This is a genomic window from Bacillus sp. BS3(2021) (assembly GCF_021043345.1).
In the GTDB taxonomy this organism is placed as follows: domain Bacteria; phylum Bacillota; class Bacilli; order Bacillales; family Bacillaceae; genus Bacillus; species Bacillus paralicheniformis.
Genome location: NZ_JAJNDM010000007.1, coordinates 50,453 through 68,392 on the forward strand (window position 1 = coordinate 50,453; position 17,940 = coordinate 68,392).

The following is a 17,940-nucleotide window of genomic DNA, read 5'->3' on the forward strand; positions in this document are numbered from 1 at the left end:
TGCTTTTTTTTGTCTTGAAGCCGCTCTGTTCCTTTTTCGCAAGCAGATATGGTAAGCTTGAAATGGAATATAAAAAAAGAAAGCGGGAATGAATTGTGATTGTAACAAATGACCAAGAGCTGGAAGGGCTCAAGAAAATAGGCAGAATCGTCGCTTTAGCCAGGGAGGAAATGAAGGCAAAAGCAGCACCCGGCATGAGCACAAAAGAGCTGGACCTCATCGGTAAAGAAGTGCTTGAGGCTCATGGCGCCGCACCGGCTCCGGAAAAAGAATACGATTTCCCAGGAACGACGTGCATCAGTGTGAACGATGAAGTCGCCCACGGCATCCCAAGCGAATCCACGATTTTAAAAGAAGGGGATTTGATCAACATCGACATCTCCGCTGAATTTGGCGGCTACTATTCTGATACGGGCATTTCATTTGTACTCGGAAAAGGCGATGAAACGCTGCACAAGCTTTGCCAAAGCGCGGAAAGCGCATTTCAAAAGGGACTTTTGCAGGCGCGCGCCGGCAAGAAACAAAACCAAATCGGCAGAGCCGTATACAATGAAGCAAAAGCAAACGGATTTACCGTCATTAAAAACCTGACGGGACACGGGATTGGAAAGAACCTCCATGAAGCGCCCAACCATATCTTAAATTACTATGACCCGTTTGATAATGCGCTCTTTAAAAACGGAACCGTCATCGCCCTTGAGCCGTTTGTTTCCACAAAAGCCGAGCATACCATCGAAGCCGGAGACGGCTGGACATTCAAAACGCCTGACGGCAGCTTTGTGGCACAGATCGAGCATACGATCGTCATTACGAAAAACGAACCGATCATTTTAACACAGCTTGACTGATTACGTGAAAAAGCCCGGCTCATAGAAGTCCGGGCTTTTATGCTAAAATAAAAGACAAACTGTGCCGAAAGGAGCTTTACCGCATGCTGTTTGCCATCATCGGGCTGATCTTTTTCATCGAGAGCATCCTGTTAATCGTATATGCTCATAAAAAAAAGAACGGCTTCTTAAAATATATCGGAATCGTCCTCAGCATCTCAATCATTGTGATGATCGTCACCAGTTTGACACACGGCTGAAGCCTTCCTCAAACTTCCAAACTACGACGAAAGACTCAGTTTTTAAAAATTGCCGCCTATCCCTTTTCAGTGTTTTTCTATAGATGTTAGAATGCCAATTGCATCGAATTATAGAAGGGAGTTTTCTGCCATGCATTACGGAAGCAAAGGCTGGTATGTAGAAGAACTGAAAAAGCTGGGAATGACAAAGTATGAAGGAAGAAAGCTTCAAAGCTATAAAAAACACTTTTTGGCCAACCTGCTTGAAAGCGTCAAAAAATAAACATGTTAAAGCCGTGCTCCTTTTCGGACACGGCTTGTTTTTATGCGCTCAGCTCCTTTAAAAATGAGCTTCTCCAGCTTTCCGACAGCGCTTCAACCTCAAGGATCTTCCGAATGGCGGGGTGATTGCCCCTGTCATGGTACATCAAATGGTTGGCGTACGAAACTGTGGCTTCATGCGCATCTCTTGAAACGAGCTGCAGCCCGGAATCGGGCGCAACGATTCCTTCTTCGAGAACCCTGAAATAAAATCCGCTGAACCCGGTGTCCCTCACCTGTAACACCATATCTTTTTGATTCAGCCGTTTGGCAAGCTTGAAACAAGGCTGGCGCGGCTGGCTGACTTGAACAAGAGCCTCCCCCAGCTTGAAGATATCACCGATGCACACATCTTTTTCGGTGAGCCCTTTAACCGTCACGTTTTCTCCAAATGCCGCCTCCGGCAGCTTCCGCTTCAAGACGCTTTCCCAATACATGTAGTGGTCCGCCGGATAGACGCAAACCGCTTTATCCACTCCCCCGTGGTGAATCAGATCCGCCTGCCCGTCCCCTTCAAAATTCGTACGGCTCAAATATACGGGTCCGCCGACAGGCTCCTTCACGATTGCCGTTTCCACCTGTTTTCCGTCGAATTCGTATGTGTGCGGACGGCCTACATGAATAGATAAAATTTCATACTCCTGATGCTCCAAAACCTCACGCCCTTCCTTTATTTTCATATTTTAACGATTTATCCGAAACATGTCTATCCCATGATCTCAAAATGAGAAATATGGTAGCATAAAAGAAAAGGAGTGTTCTCGATGCTTCAATACAGAATCATTGTAGACGGACGCGTTCAGGGCGTGGGATTTCGCTATTTTGTTCAAATGGAAGCAGATAAGCACAAATTGACCGGCTGGGTCCGGAACCGCGACAACGGCACAGTTGAAATCCGCGCCGAAGGACCCGAGGAAAGCCTGAAGCCATTTTTAAAAGCGATTCAAAAAGGAAGTCCCTTCTCAAAAGTAACGGACGTGAATGTCGAAGAAACAAAAGAGATTGACGGATTCCACAAGTTTAATATCAGCTATTGAAAAATCCGCCGGAGATGGCGGATTTTTCAAACGAATCTTGACTAAATTCCTCTTTTATTTTAGTATTTAGTTAAATAGCTAAATACTTAATTCCAAGGATGCTGAATATGAACCAAACCTTTAAGGCTCTAGCTGACCCGACGAGAAGAAAAATTTTAAATCTGCTGAAGGATCGGGATATGACCGCCGGTGAAATATCTGACCAGTTTCAAATGTCTAAACCAAGTATATCTCAGCATTTAAAAATTTTAAAACAGGCTGAATTAATTCAAGATGAAAAAAAAGGCCAATACATCATTTACTCGCTGAACACCACAATATTTCAAGAAATCATCGGCTGGGCTTTCAGTTTTACTGAGCAAGCCGGCAAAGATAAAGGGGATGCCAAATGAGAAAACACATCTTTTCACTCGCTATAATCGCCATAAATCTAATCATGTGGGCCATCGCTTATCCGCACATTTCCGATCAAGTTCCAATTCATTGGTCATTTTCGGGAGAAGTCGACAGTTATGCTTCAAAAATGGAAGCAATGCTTATCATGACCGGGCTGCTCGTTTTTGTGTATGTGTTGATGTTCTTAACGCCAAAAATCGATCCGCGCAGAAAAAACTATCAGCTTTTTTCAAAGACTTATTACCTTCTCATCAATGCCATGCTGATTCTATTTTCCCTGATCAACGTGCTTGTAATCATGACAGGGCTCGGGTATGATCTGCCCGCTGGCAGCATTGTACCGGTTCTAGTAGGCGCTCTACTCATTGTCATAGGCAATTACCTCCCGAGAATCCGCTCAAACTTTTTTTTCGGGATCAAAAACCCTTGGACATTGAGCAGCGATTCAATCTGGAAAAAAACCCACAGATTTGCGGCGAAAGTATTTACTTTAGCAGGACTGCTGATCATTGCGGACGGATTGTTATCTATCAGCCCAGAAATCATGCTTCCGGTTATTTTGGCAACGGTTTTCGCGCCCTATATTTATTCTTATGTCCTGTACCGGAAAGAAATCAATATGAAAAGCTGACATGAGAATAAATGAAAAAGAAGGCTCCGAATTGGAGCCTTTATTTTATTCCCTTCCGCACCGCCTGCCAAAAAGAGGCCGATTCATGTCCCATCGAGTAGACGGAAACTCCTGCGATTTTATATCGCATGGCCAGGCGGCTTTTCGCCGCAATCGTTTTTTCATCTTCATACCAAACGACATGGCGGTGTTTGTGTTGATCTGTATAAGAAAATCTCATCGACCCCGATCTTTTATCATATACAGGCTTAGCCTTCACTTTTTTCTTAAGCGCCTTCACGTCGTTCCACTGCTTCAATTTGCTGTTCTTTCGGGATATTAAATCCCAATCATTCCCGTATGAGGGGATGCCCATAATGACTTTTTCGGCTTTGATCGTTTTCACCGCATATGCTAATGAGCTTTTGACCCAGTTCATTCCGGCAACAGAGCCCGGCTCGCTCCAGATCCCGTGTTCATCGTAGGTCATGACTTGAACATAGTCAGCTGATTTTCCGATTTCCGCATAATCATACGGCCAGCTCCATCCATCTTTTCGGTCATCTGCACTCTTCGCCGGTACCGAAACCATCGTTTTGATCTTGTGTTTTTTCAAAGCGGCTGCGACATGACGGATGAAGCTTGAGTATTTAGCTCTCTCGTTCGGCTTTACAGCTTCAAAATCAATATTAATTCCGGTAAACGACTGCTTCTTCGCAAGCGTAATAAGCTGTTCTGTAAAGTGCTGCCGCGCCGTTTTGTCGGACATGACCGTTGATGCCAGATTCCCGTCAAAATCGTGAATGGATTCGTTGTAGTTTGAAATGACCGCCCACGTCTTGAGGCGTTTCTTCTTTGCAAACGATAATTGTTTTTTCGGAGTGTCTCCGATGATATCTCCTTTTTGATTAAACGCGTAGGTGTCGAGAGCTGCGGCATTGATATAGTGATGGTATGCCGTCAGCGATTGATAGGAAGCTGCTTCCCCTGTTGTATAGCCGAGTACGATTTTGGCCGCTTTTGCTTCTGTTTCTGTATATGTAAGCATCGTTAAACATACAGCGAATACGCTGCATAGCAAGTAGATTTTTCTCATTGTCTATTCGTCCTCTCAATCGTTCGAATAAGGCTTTTCCTGATAAAAGTAATTCGGTTTAAGCGTTTTATTTTCATAATAGCTGTGAAAGATATGGGTCGCTGCCGGAGATAACGGCGGAATCAGCCATGTCCAGCTTGCTGAAAGCTCCCTTCCCGCTTCAGCTTCCTGCTCCTCGAACCGCTTGAATTGGCTTGCCGCGGTATGGTGGTCAACAATGCTGACGCCGGCATTTTTATAAGAGTGAAGCACCGCCGTATTTAATTCAACAAGCGCCTTGTCTTTCCACAGCGAAGTATTCCGTTCCGTATCAAGTCCCATAATGGCTGCCACTTTTTCGAGTACATTATAGCGGTCTGTATCCGCGAGGTTGCGCGCTCCGATTTCCGTTCCCATATACCAGCCGTTAAACGGGGCGGCATTATAATGAATTCCTCCGACCTCCAGCTTCATATCGGCTATAATCGGCACACCGTACCACTTCAGCCCCAGACTTTTAAAGCCTTCAATCTCCGGATGTTCAATCCTGACCTCTTTGACGATTTCGCGAGGCAGCTCATACCACACAGGGGGATGGCCATCTATTTGAAAAACAAGCGGCAAAACGTCAAAAGGCGTACCTTCGCCTTTCCAGCCGAGCGCTTCACACGCTTTTGTCAGTTCCAATGATGCCGGATCGCCGATGACACCTTGCTCCGTTTCATACCCCGCATACCTGATCAGCTGATGGTTCCAAATGGACACTTTTTTTTGCCCGCTTTGTTCCGGGGGAAAAATCGTAATGAACGGTCTGATTTTCCCTCCGTTTGTCGCAAGCTCTATATGGTGAAAAAGCGCATCCCGCACCTCTGCCTCGGTTTGAACGCCTCTTTGATCGATGACAGTAAGAGAGTGCCAAAACAGCCGGCCGATGCAGCGGCTGCTGTTTCTCCATGCCATTTTCGCGCCATGTTCGATTTCTTCTAATGTATGTGTATAGCTTCCGGTTTCTCTGATTTCTTCGTCTATTTTATGTAAGCGCATCCTTGTTTCTTCTTCGGACTTCGACAGTTCCCCGTAGCAGAGCTCGATGAAGGTCTTGGCTTCCCTCCATAATTCTTCATATGATTCCAACCGGATTCTCTCCTTCCAGATTTCAGACTGATATTTATTGTATAGGTTTCAATCTCAGTTTAAAACCATTATGTATGAAAAGACAAAAAACCGCTAAAAAGCATCCGTCAAAGACGGATGCCTGATGATTATTCCTTAATGTTAAGCGTTTTGGTGTTCAGCATGAAGCGGTAAACCGGCAGCTGTTTGCCTGTTTGAGAAGGGATGTAACCCGTGCTTACATAACTGTCAACCGATTCCGGCTCAAGCGCAATCGACAGCAGATTGCTTTGCGGCTGTGCTGTAAAATAGATTTTTGTTCCTTTTGGAAACTCTTTTTTCTGTTTTTTAAGCTTCGTTTCCACCTTGATCACAGGCCGGCCCTCAGATTCTCCCGATGTTTCTTTCGATAAAACCTCATACGCTTCAGCGGTGAGCTTTTGTTTGAAAGGAAGTGTCACGCTTTTTAATCCCTGATCCTTCAGCTTCTGCTCAATATCTTGATGGCCCGGAAGGACAAGGTAAGCGGTCGGACGTGTTCTTGACAGCACAGGGACGGCTTCCGAAGCGCTGTAATATTGGACAGGAACGTCAACTGCTTGTCCTGAAGCGATATCAGCGACTTTCAGCGTTTCTTTATACGGCCCTGCAAACTCACTGTTGATGACCACTTGGTCTTTATCGCTCACTTTTGCACCATTTTTTATCAGCTTTAATTTTTCTTTGGCGACAAGGCGCTTGATCTCGGCTGCATGCTTCACTGTCGTGTCGATGATCGTCTCATGCGTAGCAACCTGAGCCGCGACTCTTCTTGCAAAATTTTCGCGTCCGATGTCTATCCCCCTGCTTTCCACTAGGAAGGAAAGAGCAGGCTGGAGGCCGAATGCATTACGTCCGATTCTCGCTTCAGTACCGCCTTCATAGATTTCGATTTTTCCGTCCTTGCTTTTTCCTGTCGTATAATATGCATCATTAGAAAAACCTTTTTCATCAAGTTTAGCTCTGACGCCGTTCACATAAAGGCTGTCAGACGCATACCTGATCGATTCGGGAATGTTTAAGTTTTTTCCTGATAAAATTAAAATATCATGGTATTTTAATGACCCTTTTTCGCCTACGCTTTGAAATTCGTTTTGGCCGACACCGTATTCATGGGCATCAATAACGACTTCAGGCGAATATTGATTGAACTCCTGGTGAATGGCGCGGACTTCCGGAGATTCAAGCTTAACATGATCCCTGTTTCCGTCGATTCCGCTCGCCAGCCGTCTGTTAAACTGATACGAGCCGTCAGGATTGACCCGCGGAACGACGATGACATTGATCTTGTCCAACACTTTGTCGCCGTACGGCCCGGCCAGTTTTTCAGCCATCGCCAGGACCGATTCTCCCGCTGCCGGCTCATTTCCGTGTATCTGTCCTTGCAGCCAGACGGTCGGTTTTTTTGATATGGAACGTATTTGCTTATCCTTTGTGAAATAAAGCACGGGAATATTTCTTTTTTCAATTGAAAAACCGATATTCCCGATTTTGACATTCGGGCTTTTCTTTGTCAGACTGGTTATAAACTTCATCATTTCTTCTTGTGTCGTAAAGGCTTCCCCTTCTTTCACAAAAGCAGGGGTCGAGAAAGTTTCTTCCGGCTCCGGATATAATGATGACACTTGCTCTGGCTGAGTATAGTTCTTTCCATAGTAAGGGGTTTCCGCAGCGTGAACCGCATCAGACACCATCAGTCCTGCAAACATTGCCGCAGCTGCCAGCAAAGCTTGGACCCTTTTTTGAATGTTCATCTTTTCTCAGCTCCTTTCAGGCATACCTGCATTATAAATGAAATATCAGCTTATTTTGTCTAAAATTTCAGAAAATGATTCCTTTGGTATACAACAACATCCGAAATATAGAACGATGGATGGCCATCATCACATGTAAATGGTTAGTTTTTCCCTATAAAAAAACATTCAGCCTGGCTGAATGTTTTAATGGGCAGCATATGGCATTTTACGAATCAGAAGCGGGAAGGCGGCCTGACAGATCAAGGAGCTCTTTGGAAAAATCGTTTCCTTTCATCGGTACACCGTGTCCCGTCAACAATGCAGCCGGTTTTAATTCCGACAGCTTCCGAACCGAGTCTGCCGCTTTTGTCCAGTCCATTGTGAAATAAGCCGGGGGTCCGTTCAGCTCCTGCTTTTGAATCGCCACTTCAAACAGAGATTCCTGCTCTACAGTTGTAACGGCGTCGCCTGCGATCAAGGTTCTGTCCGACTGCCGGAAAAGCGAAACATGACCCGGTGTATGTCCCGGCGTCTCAATCCATTTCCACCCTTTAAGAAATGGAAGCGAACCATCTTCAGAAAGCTGCTTTACATGGGACGAAATGTTGATTGAGTGCCTCGGAAACAACGGAGACATCTTTGCAACCAGCCCGCTTTTTACTTGCGGTTTGGCAGGCGGATAATCGGCTTTTCCCGTTAAATAAGGCATTTCTTTCTCATGGGCGTAAACCGGAACCGGCCATGTTTCGAGAAGACCTTCCAAAGCGCCGACATGGTCGAAATGTCCGTGCGTCAAAACGATTGCTTTTAGGCTAAAATCGCCGAACCGCTCCTTTGCCTCTCTTAAAATAAATGGAGCGGACTTGGGCATTCCGGCATCGATTAAAACGGCTTCCCGCGAATCGGGATCGAAAATAAAATACACATTGACGATTTGCACCGTCAAACCGAATACGCCTTCGGCATACTCTTCCAGGACCCCGCTGTTGATGGATGTCAAAGGCATGTAAGGATCACTCATTATGTTCACCACACTCACTTATCATATATTTTATTACTTTGCACATTTGACTTGAGGATATGCATGGATAAGCACCTTTGAAAAAATGAAGGAGGGACAAACCAATGGGAGATGGTCAATGGTTTACTGTAACAGAGCTTGATGAATCCACATATGCGATCAGCGAATACGGGCATTGGGAAAATGTGCACTCTTACTTGCTGATTGGGGCGAAGGAAGCCGTTTTAATTGATACAGGTCTTGGTATCGGCAGCATGAAGACGGTAACGGATAGTCTGACCGATCTGCCGGTCAGCGTCATCACAACCCATGTCCATTGGGATCACATCGGAAGCCACGGTGAATATCAGCGCATTTACGTTCATGAAGCCGAGAAAGACTGGCTGACGGACGGAATCAAAGGGCTTCCGATCGAGCACATTCGCCGCGATGTCTCTCGAGATATCACTAAACCTGTACCGGCCGGCTTTTCCGCTGAAACATACACCCCGTTCAGAGGTGAACCGTCGGGAACGCTGCAAGACGGCGACACAGTCGGCTGCGATTCAAGGCCGCTCGTTATTTATCATACGCCCGGACACTCCCCGGGGCATATCTGTATCTTTGATCCGGCGTCAGGCTACTTGTTTACCGGCGACCTGCTGTATACCGGAGCCCCCATCTATGCATTCTACCCGACGACTGATCCGGTCCAATTGATTCAGTCACTTGAAAAAATCTCGGCTATCGGGCGCGTGAAAAAAGTTTTCGGCGGGCATCATCAGCTCGGTCTTAACCCTGACATTTTGCAGGAAGCCGGGCATGCGGCACTGCACTTAAAGAAACACGGGCTGGCAAAGCACGGCACAGGCACGCACCGATTCAAGAACCTGAGCTTTCAATTTTAACTAAAAAAGATGATTGCCCAGCCGGGAATCATCTTTTGCGCTTTCCTCAAAAATGCAGACCTTTCCTGCGGGAACCTGATCCTTTAGCTCCGAACATGAAAGACGTCAGGCAGAAACCGATTACACCGCCGGCCGTATTTAAAATTAAATCATCCACATTAAAGGTTCTCGCCATTATGAATCCAGTCACAGATAGCACAAGCTGGAGACTCTCAATCAAAAAGCTTGTCAAAAAAACAAAAACCGCCGCTTTTTTCAGCGAAATTTTTCTCCATAGAACGGAAAGATACACACCTAAAGGAATGAGCAATAAAACATTAAAAAATGTAAGCTTGACAGAATTCCAAAAAAACCAATCAAACCCGCTCTGCTGATGCATTTGCACCCATTCGGCGACAAAATAAAACGGAATGAGCTGAATGTTCATTTGAGCGTATGCCGGCTGCGGCGGAATGTTGATTCCGCCTATCGTATAGTGATAAACGACGCTCAAATAAACAATAAAACTGGCAAACACCATTTTTCTAAAAAAACTTGTTTTTTCTCGATTCTTCACAATGTCGTACAAAAAGTAGACGATTGCGCACATTAAACCGAGTAGCATTAAATTAACTGACCAAAACATTAAATCCCCCTTACGTCACCATCGTTCAGTGCATACCAGTTATAACTGACTGAAATGCACACTTTTTCGACCATAAATTGTGGAATTTCAAATCAACTGCTTCAAAAAATAAACATAAAAAAGGACAGGATCTCTCCTGCCCTTCATTTTACCATATACCCAATAATTTCCACCATAGCCCTCCGACAACAATCCATGTCACAATATGAACAATCGACAGGATAAAGCCGATTGACCACCATTTGCTTTGCGGGATATAGCCGGCCCCGAAAAAGACGGGTGCCGCTCCAGCTCCGTAGTGTGTCGTCGAAGCAAAAAGGTTGCTGAAAAACGCAAGGCTTAATGCTGCGAGGAGCGGCGGAGCGCCTGCAGCGATAATCACGGCGAGAAAGGCCGAGTACATCGCGCTGATATGAGCGGTTGCACTCGCAAAGAAATAATGCGAATAATAGTAAACCGCAATTAAAATGAGAAATGCGCTGACCCAGGAGAATCCTGAAACATACGATTTCATCGCATCGCTGAACCAGCCGACCATGCCGAGTTCATTCAAGAAGCTCGCCAGCATGACGAGCGCGGCAAACCATGTCAGCGTATCCCATGCGCCTTGCTCTTTCTTAATATCGTCCCACGTCAGAACCTGTGTCAAAAGCAGGACGGCTAAACCGATCAATGCCGTTGTCGTTGCGTCAATTTTCAGGTTTCCGCCGAAAATCCATAAAAAAAGGACGAGCAAAAAGACCGCGACCATCGAGAGTTCCGATTTTTTGAACGGGCCCATTTCTTTCAGCTTCTCTGTTGCGATTTTCGCCGCATCAGGCGTTTCTTTCACCTCAGGCGGATACAGTTTATAAATGACAAGCGGGGTGATGATCAAGCTGACAAGTCCCGGGACGATGGCCGCCACAGCCCAGCTTGTCCAGGTCAGATTCACACCTGCCACATCATGGGCAAGTTTGGCAATCAGCGGGTTTGCCGCCATAGCCGTTAAGAACATCGCTGAAGTGATCAAGTTCCCCTGAAAGCCCACCTTCAGCAAGAAAGCGCCAATGCGCCGTTCCGTGCCGTCCTTGGGCGTTGACTGAAAAGTTTCGGATAACGAACGAATAATCGGAAAAATAATTCCCCCGGCCCGTGCGGTATTACTCGGGATCGCCGGCGACAAAATCAAATCGCTGACAAGAAGTGAATACGAGAGTCCGAGTGTTTTTTTGCCGAACATCCGCACAAATAAATAGGCGATTCGCGCACCTAAACCGGTTTTAATGAATCCCCGTGAAATAAAAAAGGCAATGACGATCAGCCAAATCGTCTTGTTTCCAAAACCGCTGAGCGTTTCTTCAATCGACAGCGTTCCGGTCAGCGCCGTAACCGCCAATGCGAATACGGCGATTGCCCCCATCGGCAGCGGTTTTGATATAAAGCCGATAATCGTTGCCACAAAGATTGCAAATAAGTGCCATGCTTTCGGGTCCAATCCGGCGGGCGACGGAATAAACCAAATCACCGCTCCGACTAAAATCGTGACCGCAAGAGGAATGATGTTCAATGCCGATTTTTGTTCTGCATCTTTTTCTTTAGCCAAAACCTTTTCCTCCTATTCATATCGTTTTCGTTTATTATTCTACTCCTTTCCTGCTATCATTCAAATTTTATTTTATTAAAAAAACTGCCGACCTTGTCGGCAGTCTCAATTTATACCCAAGATTTCACTTTTTCATGATCCGTGACAAAGAGGAGGACTTTTCCTTCATCAAGCTGCTTCTCGAATTGTTCTGCTTCCTGTTTTGAAAAGCCGATCTCATGAATTTTATTGCGGAGTTCGTCCCCTTTTTTGTTGAAGATATTGCCCACGGCATTTTTAAGGCCTGTCTCTTCGGCTCCGATCGTATTGGCATCCGCGTTGTCCGCAAGTCTTTCAGTACGGTCGTCATCATGTGACAGAACGTAAATATCTTCTCTTGCAACTCCGATTTCCCTGAGTTCCTCAACATCCTTCATCAGTTTTTCATCATTAGTATATTGTCTTACTACTGGTTTCATATGAATCTCCTCCCTTTTTTCATGTTGTATTTAACACTTACCCTTTGTTTACGCGGCTAAACGGATGAATGCTCTGTCATGACATTTTCATTTCAATGTTACAATTGTTATAAATTTTCAGACAAAATGTTTGAAAGGATTGCCAATTCAGGTACATTACAAATAGACAAGGCTTTGAGATGGGGTGATTGAAGCGTGTATTATTTTTCACCGGAACAGCAATATAACGCATGGATCATTAGCGATTTGGTCAAGCAGATTTTTTCAAGGGAAGGTCATCAAGAAGTTGATACTCATCGATTTGAATCTTTTGCCGCCAGACGATTCGGCATTAATATCGATTACGTCTTTTCAATCATCATGAACATCGGCGATCCGGAAGAAAGGAGAACGGCAAGCAGCACCGAAGACCTCCTCTCTTCATATCTCCTGTCATTGCTTCCTTTTATCACAAAAGACATGTTTCAATTTTCGAGAGAAAATGCCAATCAATATCTTTTAAATGAAAGAAATGCTGATGTTTTTCATCTTTTTCTGCCCGATGCTGTGCTGAAAAAAACCTTTCATGCAACCCGCTGATCTTTTGCTAAACCTCTTTTTTACGTGGTAAGTTATAAGTAAAAGGAGGAATCATTATGTTGCAAAAACAAATTGAACTCGCAAGACGTCCGCAGGGCATACCTGTTATGGACGATTTTCGCATAAAAGAAACGGAAATTCCGGAAGCAAAAAACGGTGAAGTGCTTGTAAAAACGCTTTATGTCTCAGTGGACCCTTATATGAGGGGAAGAATGCAGGACACGAAATCCTATGTCGAGCCATTTCCGCTTGATAAAGTAATCACCGGAGGCGTGATCGGCGAAGTGATATCTGCAAAAGGAGACAAGCTCAAAAAAGGGGACATTGTTTTGGGCCGCTTGGGCTGGCAGGAGTATTCAGCGGTTCGCGAAGACAATCTGCAGAAAATCGATCCGTCCCTCGCGCCTGTTACCGCTTTTCTTGGGATTCTCGGCATGACCGGTTTGACGGCTTATTTCGGACTTTTGGACATCGGACAGCCAAAAGCCGGTGAAACGGTTGTTGTCTCCGGTGCCGCCGGAGCAGTCGGCTCCGCCGTCGGACAAATTGCCAAAATCAAAGGGGCGAGAGTCGTCGGTATTGCAGGCTCTGACGAAAAAACGGCATACTTAAAAGAAAAGCTCGGTTTTGATGAAGCAATCAATTATAAAACAACGGAAAATATGGCCTTAGCGCTTGAACAAGCTTGTCCGGACGGTGTCGATGTTTACTTTGACAACGTCGGAGGCACGATTTCAGATGCTGTCTTCCCCCTGCTCAATAAGTTTGCACGAATTCCGGTTTGCGGGGCGATTTCTTCTTATAACGTCAAAAGCGCAGAAGATGATATGGGGCCGCGTGTACAAACGGCCTTAATTAAAACAAGCGCCCTGATGAAAGGATTTGTTGTCAACGATTACAGGGACCGCTTTCCTGAAGGAACCAAACAGCTCGCCGAATGGGTAAAAAGCGGGCAGCTTCAATATGAGGAAACGATAACAGAAGGTTTCGAGCGGATACCTGAGGCATTTTTAGGCTTGTTTGAAGGAAAAAACCTCGGCAAACAGCTGATCAAAGTCGCCGATTCCGACAATGCCTGAGCATTCATATAAAAAAGAGGCCTGCCGGCAGCAGGCCTCTTTCTTATCTTTCAATAATCCGTCCTCTTTCATACACGATCCGCTGAAGCGGGATTTCAAGCTTCTTCGCCAGCTTTTTCAGCCTTTCCTCTTCAATGCGGTTGACAAGGCTGATCACGGTTCCTTCATTCCCCGCTCTTCCCGTCCTTCCCGACCGGTGGATATAGCCTTCAATGTTTGGCAAATCGGCGTGGATAACATAAGGGAGATCTTCGATGTCGATTCCGCGCGCTGCGATATCGGTCGCGAGAAGCAGCGTGAATTCGCCTGCTTCAAATGCCTGCAATATTTTGGCGCGCTCGATTTTTTTCGCCTCGCTGTGAAGAACGCCGATGTCGACATGATGAAATTTGAGCTTTTCGGCATACACGTTTAAGTTGCCGATGTCTTTGACAAAGACGAGCGCCTGCATGCCCGGAAGCCGCGAGAATTTTTGCAGGATCTTCACCTTATCCCGCTGGTCGCATACGAGAAATTGGTGTTTGATTTTTGCAGATTCTTCTTTCGACCTCTTGATCCTGAGAACTTCCGCTTCTGTCGTCATACCGCGGAGCTCGCGTTCGGCGTCGTCTTTTAAAGTCGCCGAAAAACAGAGGAGCTGCCTGTCGCGGAGCGTCGATTTGATGATGCTTTGTATCGTCCCGCGATGCTCCGGTGTAAGCAGATGATCGGTTTCGTCAAGGACGATCGTTTTCACTTCATGCATTTTCAGTTTTTTCATTTTAATCAGCTCAAATACGCGTCCAGGTGTGCCCGCAATGATGTGCGGGTGTTTTTTCAGCTTTTCCTGCTGCTTTTTGACATTGGCGCCGCCGATCAGGGAAGCGGCTCTGATATCCGAGCCTTTTTTCCATTCGACGATCACATCAAAAATCTGCATGACAAGCTCGCGGGACGGAGCCAAAATCACAGCTTGCACGTTCTTTTGATCCGCCTCCAGCTTTTCCAGAATCGGCAGGACGTAAGCGAGCGTTTTGCCCGTTCCAGTCGGCGACTCGGCGATCACGTCACGCCCGTCCAAAATCAGATCGACTGCATTTTTTTGGACACTCGTCGGCTCTTGAAAGCCCGATGCCTTCCAGTTTTCTTGAATAAACGGTTTTGCTTTATTTAAAAATGGCCATCTTTCTGTCATGTTTTTCTCCTTTTATCAGGTTGATTCTGCTCCTAGTATCTCAAAACAAAAGCGGCTGCGCAATTTTTCTTTTATTGTTCCCTCTGAGTTCGATATAATCTTATAGAATACAGATTATATTTTTTGAGGTGCAAAACATGAGTTTACTTACAGTCACAAAGCTGAGCCACGGTTTTGGCGACCGGGCGATCTTTCATGATATATCCTTTCGCTTGCTGAAAGGCGAACATGTCGGTCTCATCGGAGCAAACGGCGAAGGAAAATCGACCTTCATGAATATCATTACAGGCAAACTTGAGCCTGACGAAGGAAAAGTCGAATGGTCCAAAAAGGTCCGGGTCGGCTATCTTGACCAGCATACATCACTTGAGCGCGGACAAACAATCCGCGACGTGCTCAGAAACGCTTTCCATTATTTATTTGCGATGGAAGAAGAAATGAATGCCATCTACACAAAAATGGGCGAGGCTGACCCCGATGAGCTTGAAAAGCTTCTCGAAGAAGTCGGAACGATCCAGGACGCCCTGACCAACAACGACTTTTACGCGATTGACGCAAAAGCCGAAGAAATCGCCCGCGGCCTCGGGCTTAACGATCTCGGCCTTGACAGGGATGTCGCGGATTTGAGCGGCGGCCAGCGGACAAAGGTGCTGCTTGCCAAACTGCTCTTGGAAAAGCCCGACATCCTGCTGCTCGATGAGCCGACAAACTATCTGGACGAACAGCATATCGAATGGCTGAAACGCTATTTGCAGGAGTACGAGAACGCCTTTATTTTGATTTCTCACGACATTCCGTTTTTAAACAGCGTCATCAATTTGATCTACCATGTGGAAAACCAGGAGCTGACCCGCTATGTCGGCGACTACAACCAATTCCGCGAAGTATACGAAGTGAAAAAACAGCAGCTTGAAGCAGCCTACAAGAAACAGCAGCAGGAGATTTCGGAGCTGAAAGATTTCGTCGCCCGCAACAAAGCGCGCGTCAGCACAAGAAATATGGCGATGTCCCGGCAAAAAAAGCTCGATAAAATGGATATGATCGAGCTCCCTTCGGAAAAACCGAAGCCTGAATTTCATTTTAAACAAGCAAGAACATCCGGAAAGCTGATTTTTGAAACGAAAGAGCTCGTCATCGGCTATGATGAGCCGCTGTCCCGTCCGCTGAACTTGAGAATGGAGCGGGGCCAAAAGATCGCTCTGTACGGAGCCAACGGCATCGGAAAAACGACATTGCTGAAAAGCCTTCTGGGTGAAATTTCACCACTGTCGGGAGAAGTCGAACGCGGCGAACACCTTCATATCGGCTATTTCGAGCAGGAAGTCAAAGAGACCAACAACAACACATGCATAGAAGAAGTGTGGAACGACTTTCCGTCCTTTACACAGTACGAAATCCGCGCGGCTCTGGCGAAGTGCGGACTGACGTCAAAGCATATCGAAAGCAGGGTATCCGTATTAAGCGGCGGGGAAAAAGCAAAAGTCAGACTATGCAAGCTTATCAATTCGGAAACGAACCTGCTTGTACTCGATGAACCGACAAACCACCTTGATGTTGAAGCAAAAGAAGAATTAAAAAGAGCTTTGAAAGAATACAAAGGCTCCGTCCTGCTCATCTCTCACGAACCTGAATTCTATATGGACATCGCGACAGAAACATGGAATTGCGAGTCATGGACAACGAAAGTTTTATAAACAAAAAAAGCTTGTTGCCTTTTAGGGAAACAAGCTTTCAGATTGTTGACAAAATCCCAAAACGGCTTTTTGTTTTGGGATTTTGTCATCCTTTCTGCGTGATTGAAAACCTTTGCAGTCTAGGAAGGCCGAGCATCGGAGCGGAGCGAATGCAGGAATTCGTGAGCACCGACGCGCAGGCCTGACAACGAATGCGAGGGTTTCTCGACACGCTGTTTTCATTAATGACCGGCTTTGATGCCTGCCAAATAACGGCGGCCTCCAGTCAAAACGGCCATGCCGGCAAGCACGGCGATGCATCCTGCAAAATAGGGAGTATGCGCAGTAAAATGATCGGCTAACACACCGGCGATCCAAGGCGCAATGGCCCCGCCGATGAACCGGATGGAGCTGTAGGCAGATGAAGCGACAGACCGTTCGACAGGCGCAGCTTCCATCACCGCTGTTGTCAAAAGCGTATTGATCATGCCCAGAATCCCTCCGGCTATGATGATCGCCCCGATGACGAGCGCCATGTGCTCCGTCCAAATCCCGATCGCGAGCAAATCAGCTGCAAACAGCATAAACAGAAAGATCAGCGAGCGGACGGTTCCAAAGATCCGCTGTACGGCCGGAGCGATGAAAACGGAAGTGATCGCAAGAAACAGCCCCCAGCCGAAAAAGACGTAGCCGAGGCCCCGTTCATTTAAGTCAAGAACAAACGGCGAATATGCAAGCAGGGTGAAGAAACCGAAGTTATATAAGAATGCGGCGCCTGAAAGCGTCAATAGCCCTTTATAACGAAGCGCTTTGATCGGCGCGCTGACGGAAATTTTCTTCCGCGGCTTTTGGATAGGCGGCAAAAGAAAAAAGATGGCCAAAAGAGCAGCCGCCATTAAAACCGATACGCCGAAAAACGGCGCTCTCCACGATATTGTGCCAAGCTCTCCACCGGCAAGCGGTCCAACCGAAATGCCCAATCCCAAAGCCGCCTCATACAAAATAATGGCTTTTGCGCTTCCGCCAGATGCCACGCTGACAATGACGGCAAGCGCAGTTGAGATAAACATGGCATTTCCGAGTCCCCAGCCGCCGCGAAAGCCGACGAGCTGAGAAATGGAATGCGAAAGCCCGCCCAAGCCTGCAAAAACGATGATCAGGATCAAGCCGCTGATTAACGTCAGCTTTGCCCCAATCCGGCTCGATACGGCGCCTGATAAAAGCATGGCGAAACCTGTGACTAGCAGATAGCTTGTAAATAAAAGCGAAACTTGGCTGGGGGAAGCATGCAGCTGCCGCGCAATCGCCGGCAGAATCGGATCGACAAGCCCGATCCCCATAAACGAGATCACGCAGGCAAAGGCCACGGCCCAGACCGCTTTTGGCTGTTTAAACATACTTGAGTTCTCAGGTGGTTGTTCATTCATGATCTATCAAACCTTTCTTTGCAAATAAAGAAACGCTAT

General features: G+C 46.4%; 20 protein-coding genes. 10 read left to right on the plus strand and 10 right to left on the minus strand.

Annotation, left to right across the window (positions count from 1 at the left end):
• Positions 1–95 precede the first annotated feature (95 nt).
• From map to LQ247_RS15960, 3 genes are all read left to right on the plus strand, one after another.
• Positions 96–848, plus strand: a complete 753-nt coding sequence (map, locus tag LQ247_RS15950) for a type I methionyl aminopeptidase (protein WP_035336955.1) — start codon at positions 96–98, stop codon at positions 846–848.
• Between the two features lie 83 nt (positions 849–931).
• Positions 932–1,087: a hypothetical protein gene (locus tag LQ247_RS15955; protein WP_020450539.1), complete on the plus strand. Its 156-nt coding sequence runs from the start codon at positions 932–934 to the stop codon at positions 1,085–1,087.
• A gap of 130 nt (positions 1,088–1,217) precedes the next feature.
• Positions 1,218–1,349 carry a DUF2639 domain-containing protein gene (locus LQ247_RS15960; protein ID WP_003179731.1) on the plus strand — a complete coding sequence of 44 codons (132 nt, stop codon included), beginning with the start codon at positions 1,218–1,220 and terminating at the stop codon, positions 1,347–1,349.
• Positions 1,350–1,389: 40 nt separating this feature from the next.
• Here the strand turns inward: LQ247_RS15960 and LQ247_RS15965 are convergent, their stop codons facing one another.
• Complete coding sequence (locus LQ247_RS15965) at positions 1,390–2,040, minus strand: MOSC domain-containing protein (protein ID WP_035336959.1); 651 nt, start codon at positions 2,038–2,040, stop codon at positions 1,390–1,392.
• A 111-nt stretch (positions 2,041–2,151) separates the two neighbouring features.
• On the opposite strand from LQ247_RS15965, the gene LQ247_RS15970 reads away from it, so the two are divergent.
• The 3 genes from LQ247_RS15970 to LQ247_RS15980 all read left to right on the plus strand — a co-directional run bounded on the left by LQ247_RS15970 (position 2,152) and on the right by LQ247_RS15980 (position 3,451).
• On the plus strand, positions 2,152–2,424 hold the full coding sequence (locus LQ247_RS15970; RefSeq protein WP_020450537.1) for an acylphosphatase: 273 nt from the start codon (positions 2,152–2,154) through the stop codon (positions 2,422–2,424).
• 107 nt (positions 2,425–2,531) lie between these two features.
• Positions 2,532–2,816: an autorepressor SdpR family transcription factor gene (locus LQ247_RS15975; protein ID WP_020450536.1), complete on the plus strand. Its 285-nt coding sequence runs from the start codon at positions 2,532–2,534 to the stop codon at positions 2,814–2,816.
• Positions 2,813–3,451 carry an SdpI family protein gene (locus LQ247_RS15980; RefSeq protein ID WP_020450535.1) on the plus strand — a complete coding sequence of 213 codons (639 nt, stop codon included), beginning with the start codon at positions 2,813–2,815 and terminating at the stop codon, positions 3,449–3,451. Before LQ247_RS15975 ends, LQ247_RS15980 begins: the two co-directional genes overlap by 4 nt.
• 40 nt (positions 3,452–3,491) lie before the next feature.
• Here the strand turns inward: LQ247_RS15980 and LQ247_RS15985 are convergent, their stop codons facing one another.
• The 4 genes from LQ247_RS15985 to LQ247_RS16000 form a co-directional block, all read right to left on the minus strand.
• Entirely contained in the window at positions 3,492–4,526 is a 1,035-nt protein-coding gene (locus LQ247_RS15985) for a glycosyl hydrolase family 18 protein (RefSeq protein WP_231006261.1), read from the minus strand.
• 15 nt (positions 4,527–4,541) lie between these two features.
• A complete protein-coding gene (locus LQ247_RS15990; RefSeq protein ID WP_020450533.1) occupies positions 4,542–5,639 on the minus strand; it encodes a nitric oxide synthase oxygenase in 1,098 nt (365 codons plus the stop codon).
• Positions 5,640–5,767: 128 nt separating this feature from the next.
• A complete protein-coding gene (locus LQ247_RS15995; protein ID WP_231006263.1) occupies positions 5,768–7,411 on the minus strand; it encodes a M14 family metallopeptidase in 1,644 nt (547 codons plus the stop codon).
• Positions 7,412–7,619: 208 nt separating this feature from the next.
• Entirely contained in the window at positions 7,620–8,414 is a 795-nt protein-coding gene (locus LQ247_RS16000; RefSeq protein ID WP_026578896.1) for an MBL fold metallo-hydrolase, read from the minus strand.
• A gap of 104 nt (positions 8,415–8,518) precedes the next feature.
• On the opposite strand from LQ247_RS16000, the gene LQ247_RS16005 reads away from it, so the two are divergent.
• Entirely contained in the window at positions 8,519–9,301 is a 783-nt protein-coding gene (locus LQ247_RS16005) for an MBL fold metallo-hydrolase (protein ID WP_231006265.1), read from the plus strand.
• A 46-nt stretch (positions 9,302–9,347) separates the two neighbouring features.
• Here LQ247_RS16005 and LQ247_RS16010 read toward each other — a convergent pair whose 3' ends face one another.
• From LQ247_RS16010 to LQ247_RS16020, 3 genes are all read right to left on the minus strand, one after another.
• Positions 9,348–9,926: a VanZ family protein gene (locus LQ247_RS16010; RefSeq protein WP_231006267.1), complete on the minus strand. Its 579-nt coding sequence runs from the start codon at positions 9,924–9,926 to the stop codon at positions 9,348–9,350.
• Between the two features lie 148 nt (positions 9,927–10,074).
• Positions 10,075–11,511 (minus strand): anion permease, encoded by a 1,437-nt coding sequence (locus LQ247_RS16015; RefSeq protein ID WP_231006269.1) that lies wholly within the window; start codon positions 11,509–11,511, stop codon positions 10,075–10,077.
• Between the two features lie 110 nt (positions 11,512–11,621).
• A complete protein-coding gene (locus LQ247_RS16020) occupies positions 11,622–11,969 on the minus strand; it encodes a general stress protein (protein WP_026578903.1) in 348 nt (115 codons plus the stop codon).
• Positions 11,970–12,164: 195 nt separating this feature from the next.
• Here LQ247_RS16020 and LQ247_RS16025 point away from each other — a divergent pair, with 195 nt between their 5' ends.
• Positions 12,165–12,548, plus strand: a complete 384-nt coding sequence (locus tag LQ247_RS16025) for a DUF3212 family protein (protein WP_065644553.1) — start codon at positions 12,165–12,167, stop codon at positions 12,546–12,548.
• Between the two features lie 56 nt (positions 12,549–12,604).
• Entirely contained in the window at positions 12,605–13,627 is a 1,023-nt protein-coding gene (locus tag LQ247_RS16030) for an NADP-dependent oxidoreductase (protein ID WP_269146022.1), read from the plus strand.
• 43 nt (positions 13,628–13,670) lie between these two features.
• On the opposite strand, the gene LQ247_RS16035 is transcribed toward LQ247_RS16030, so the two are convergent.
• On the minus strand, positions 13,671–14,801 hold the full coding sequence (locus LQ247_RS16035) for a DEAD/DEAH box helicase (RefSeq protein ID WP_197406989.1): 1,131 nt from the start codon (positions 14,799–14,801) through the stop codon (positions 13,671–13,673).
• Between the two features lie 137 nt (positions 14,802–14,938).
• Between LQ247_RS16035 and LQ247_RS16040 the strand changes: the two genes are divergently transcribed.
• Entirely contained in the window at positions 14,939–16,495 is a 1,557-nt protein-coding gene (locus LQ247_RS16040; protein ID WP_231006271.1) for an ABC-F family ATP-binding cassette domain-containing protein, read from the plus strand.
• A gap of 221 nt (positions 16,496–16,716) precedes the next feature.
• On the opposite strand, the gene LQ247_RS16045 is transcribed toward LQ247_RS16040, so the two are convergent.
• Positions 16,717–17,901, minus strand: coding sequence for an MFS transporter (locus tag LQ247_RS16045; RefSeq protein WP_231006272.1), 1,185 nt, complete (start codon positions 17,899–17,901; stop codon positions 16,717–16,719).
• Positions 17,902–17,940 lie beyond the last annotated feature (39 nt).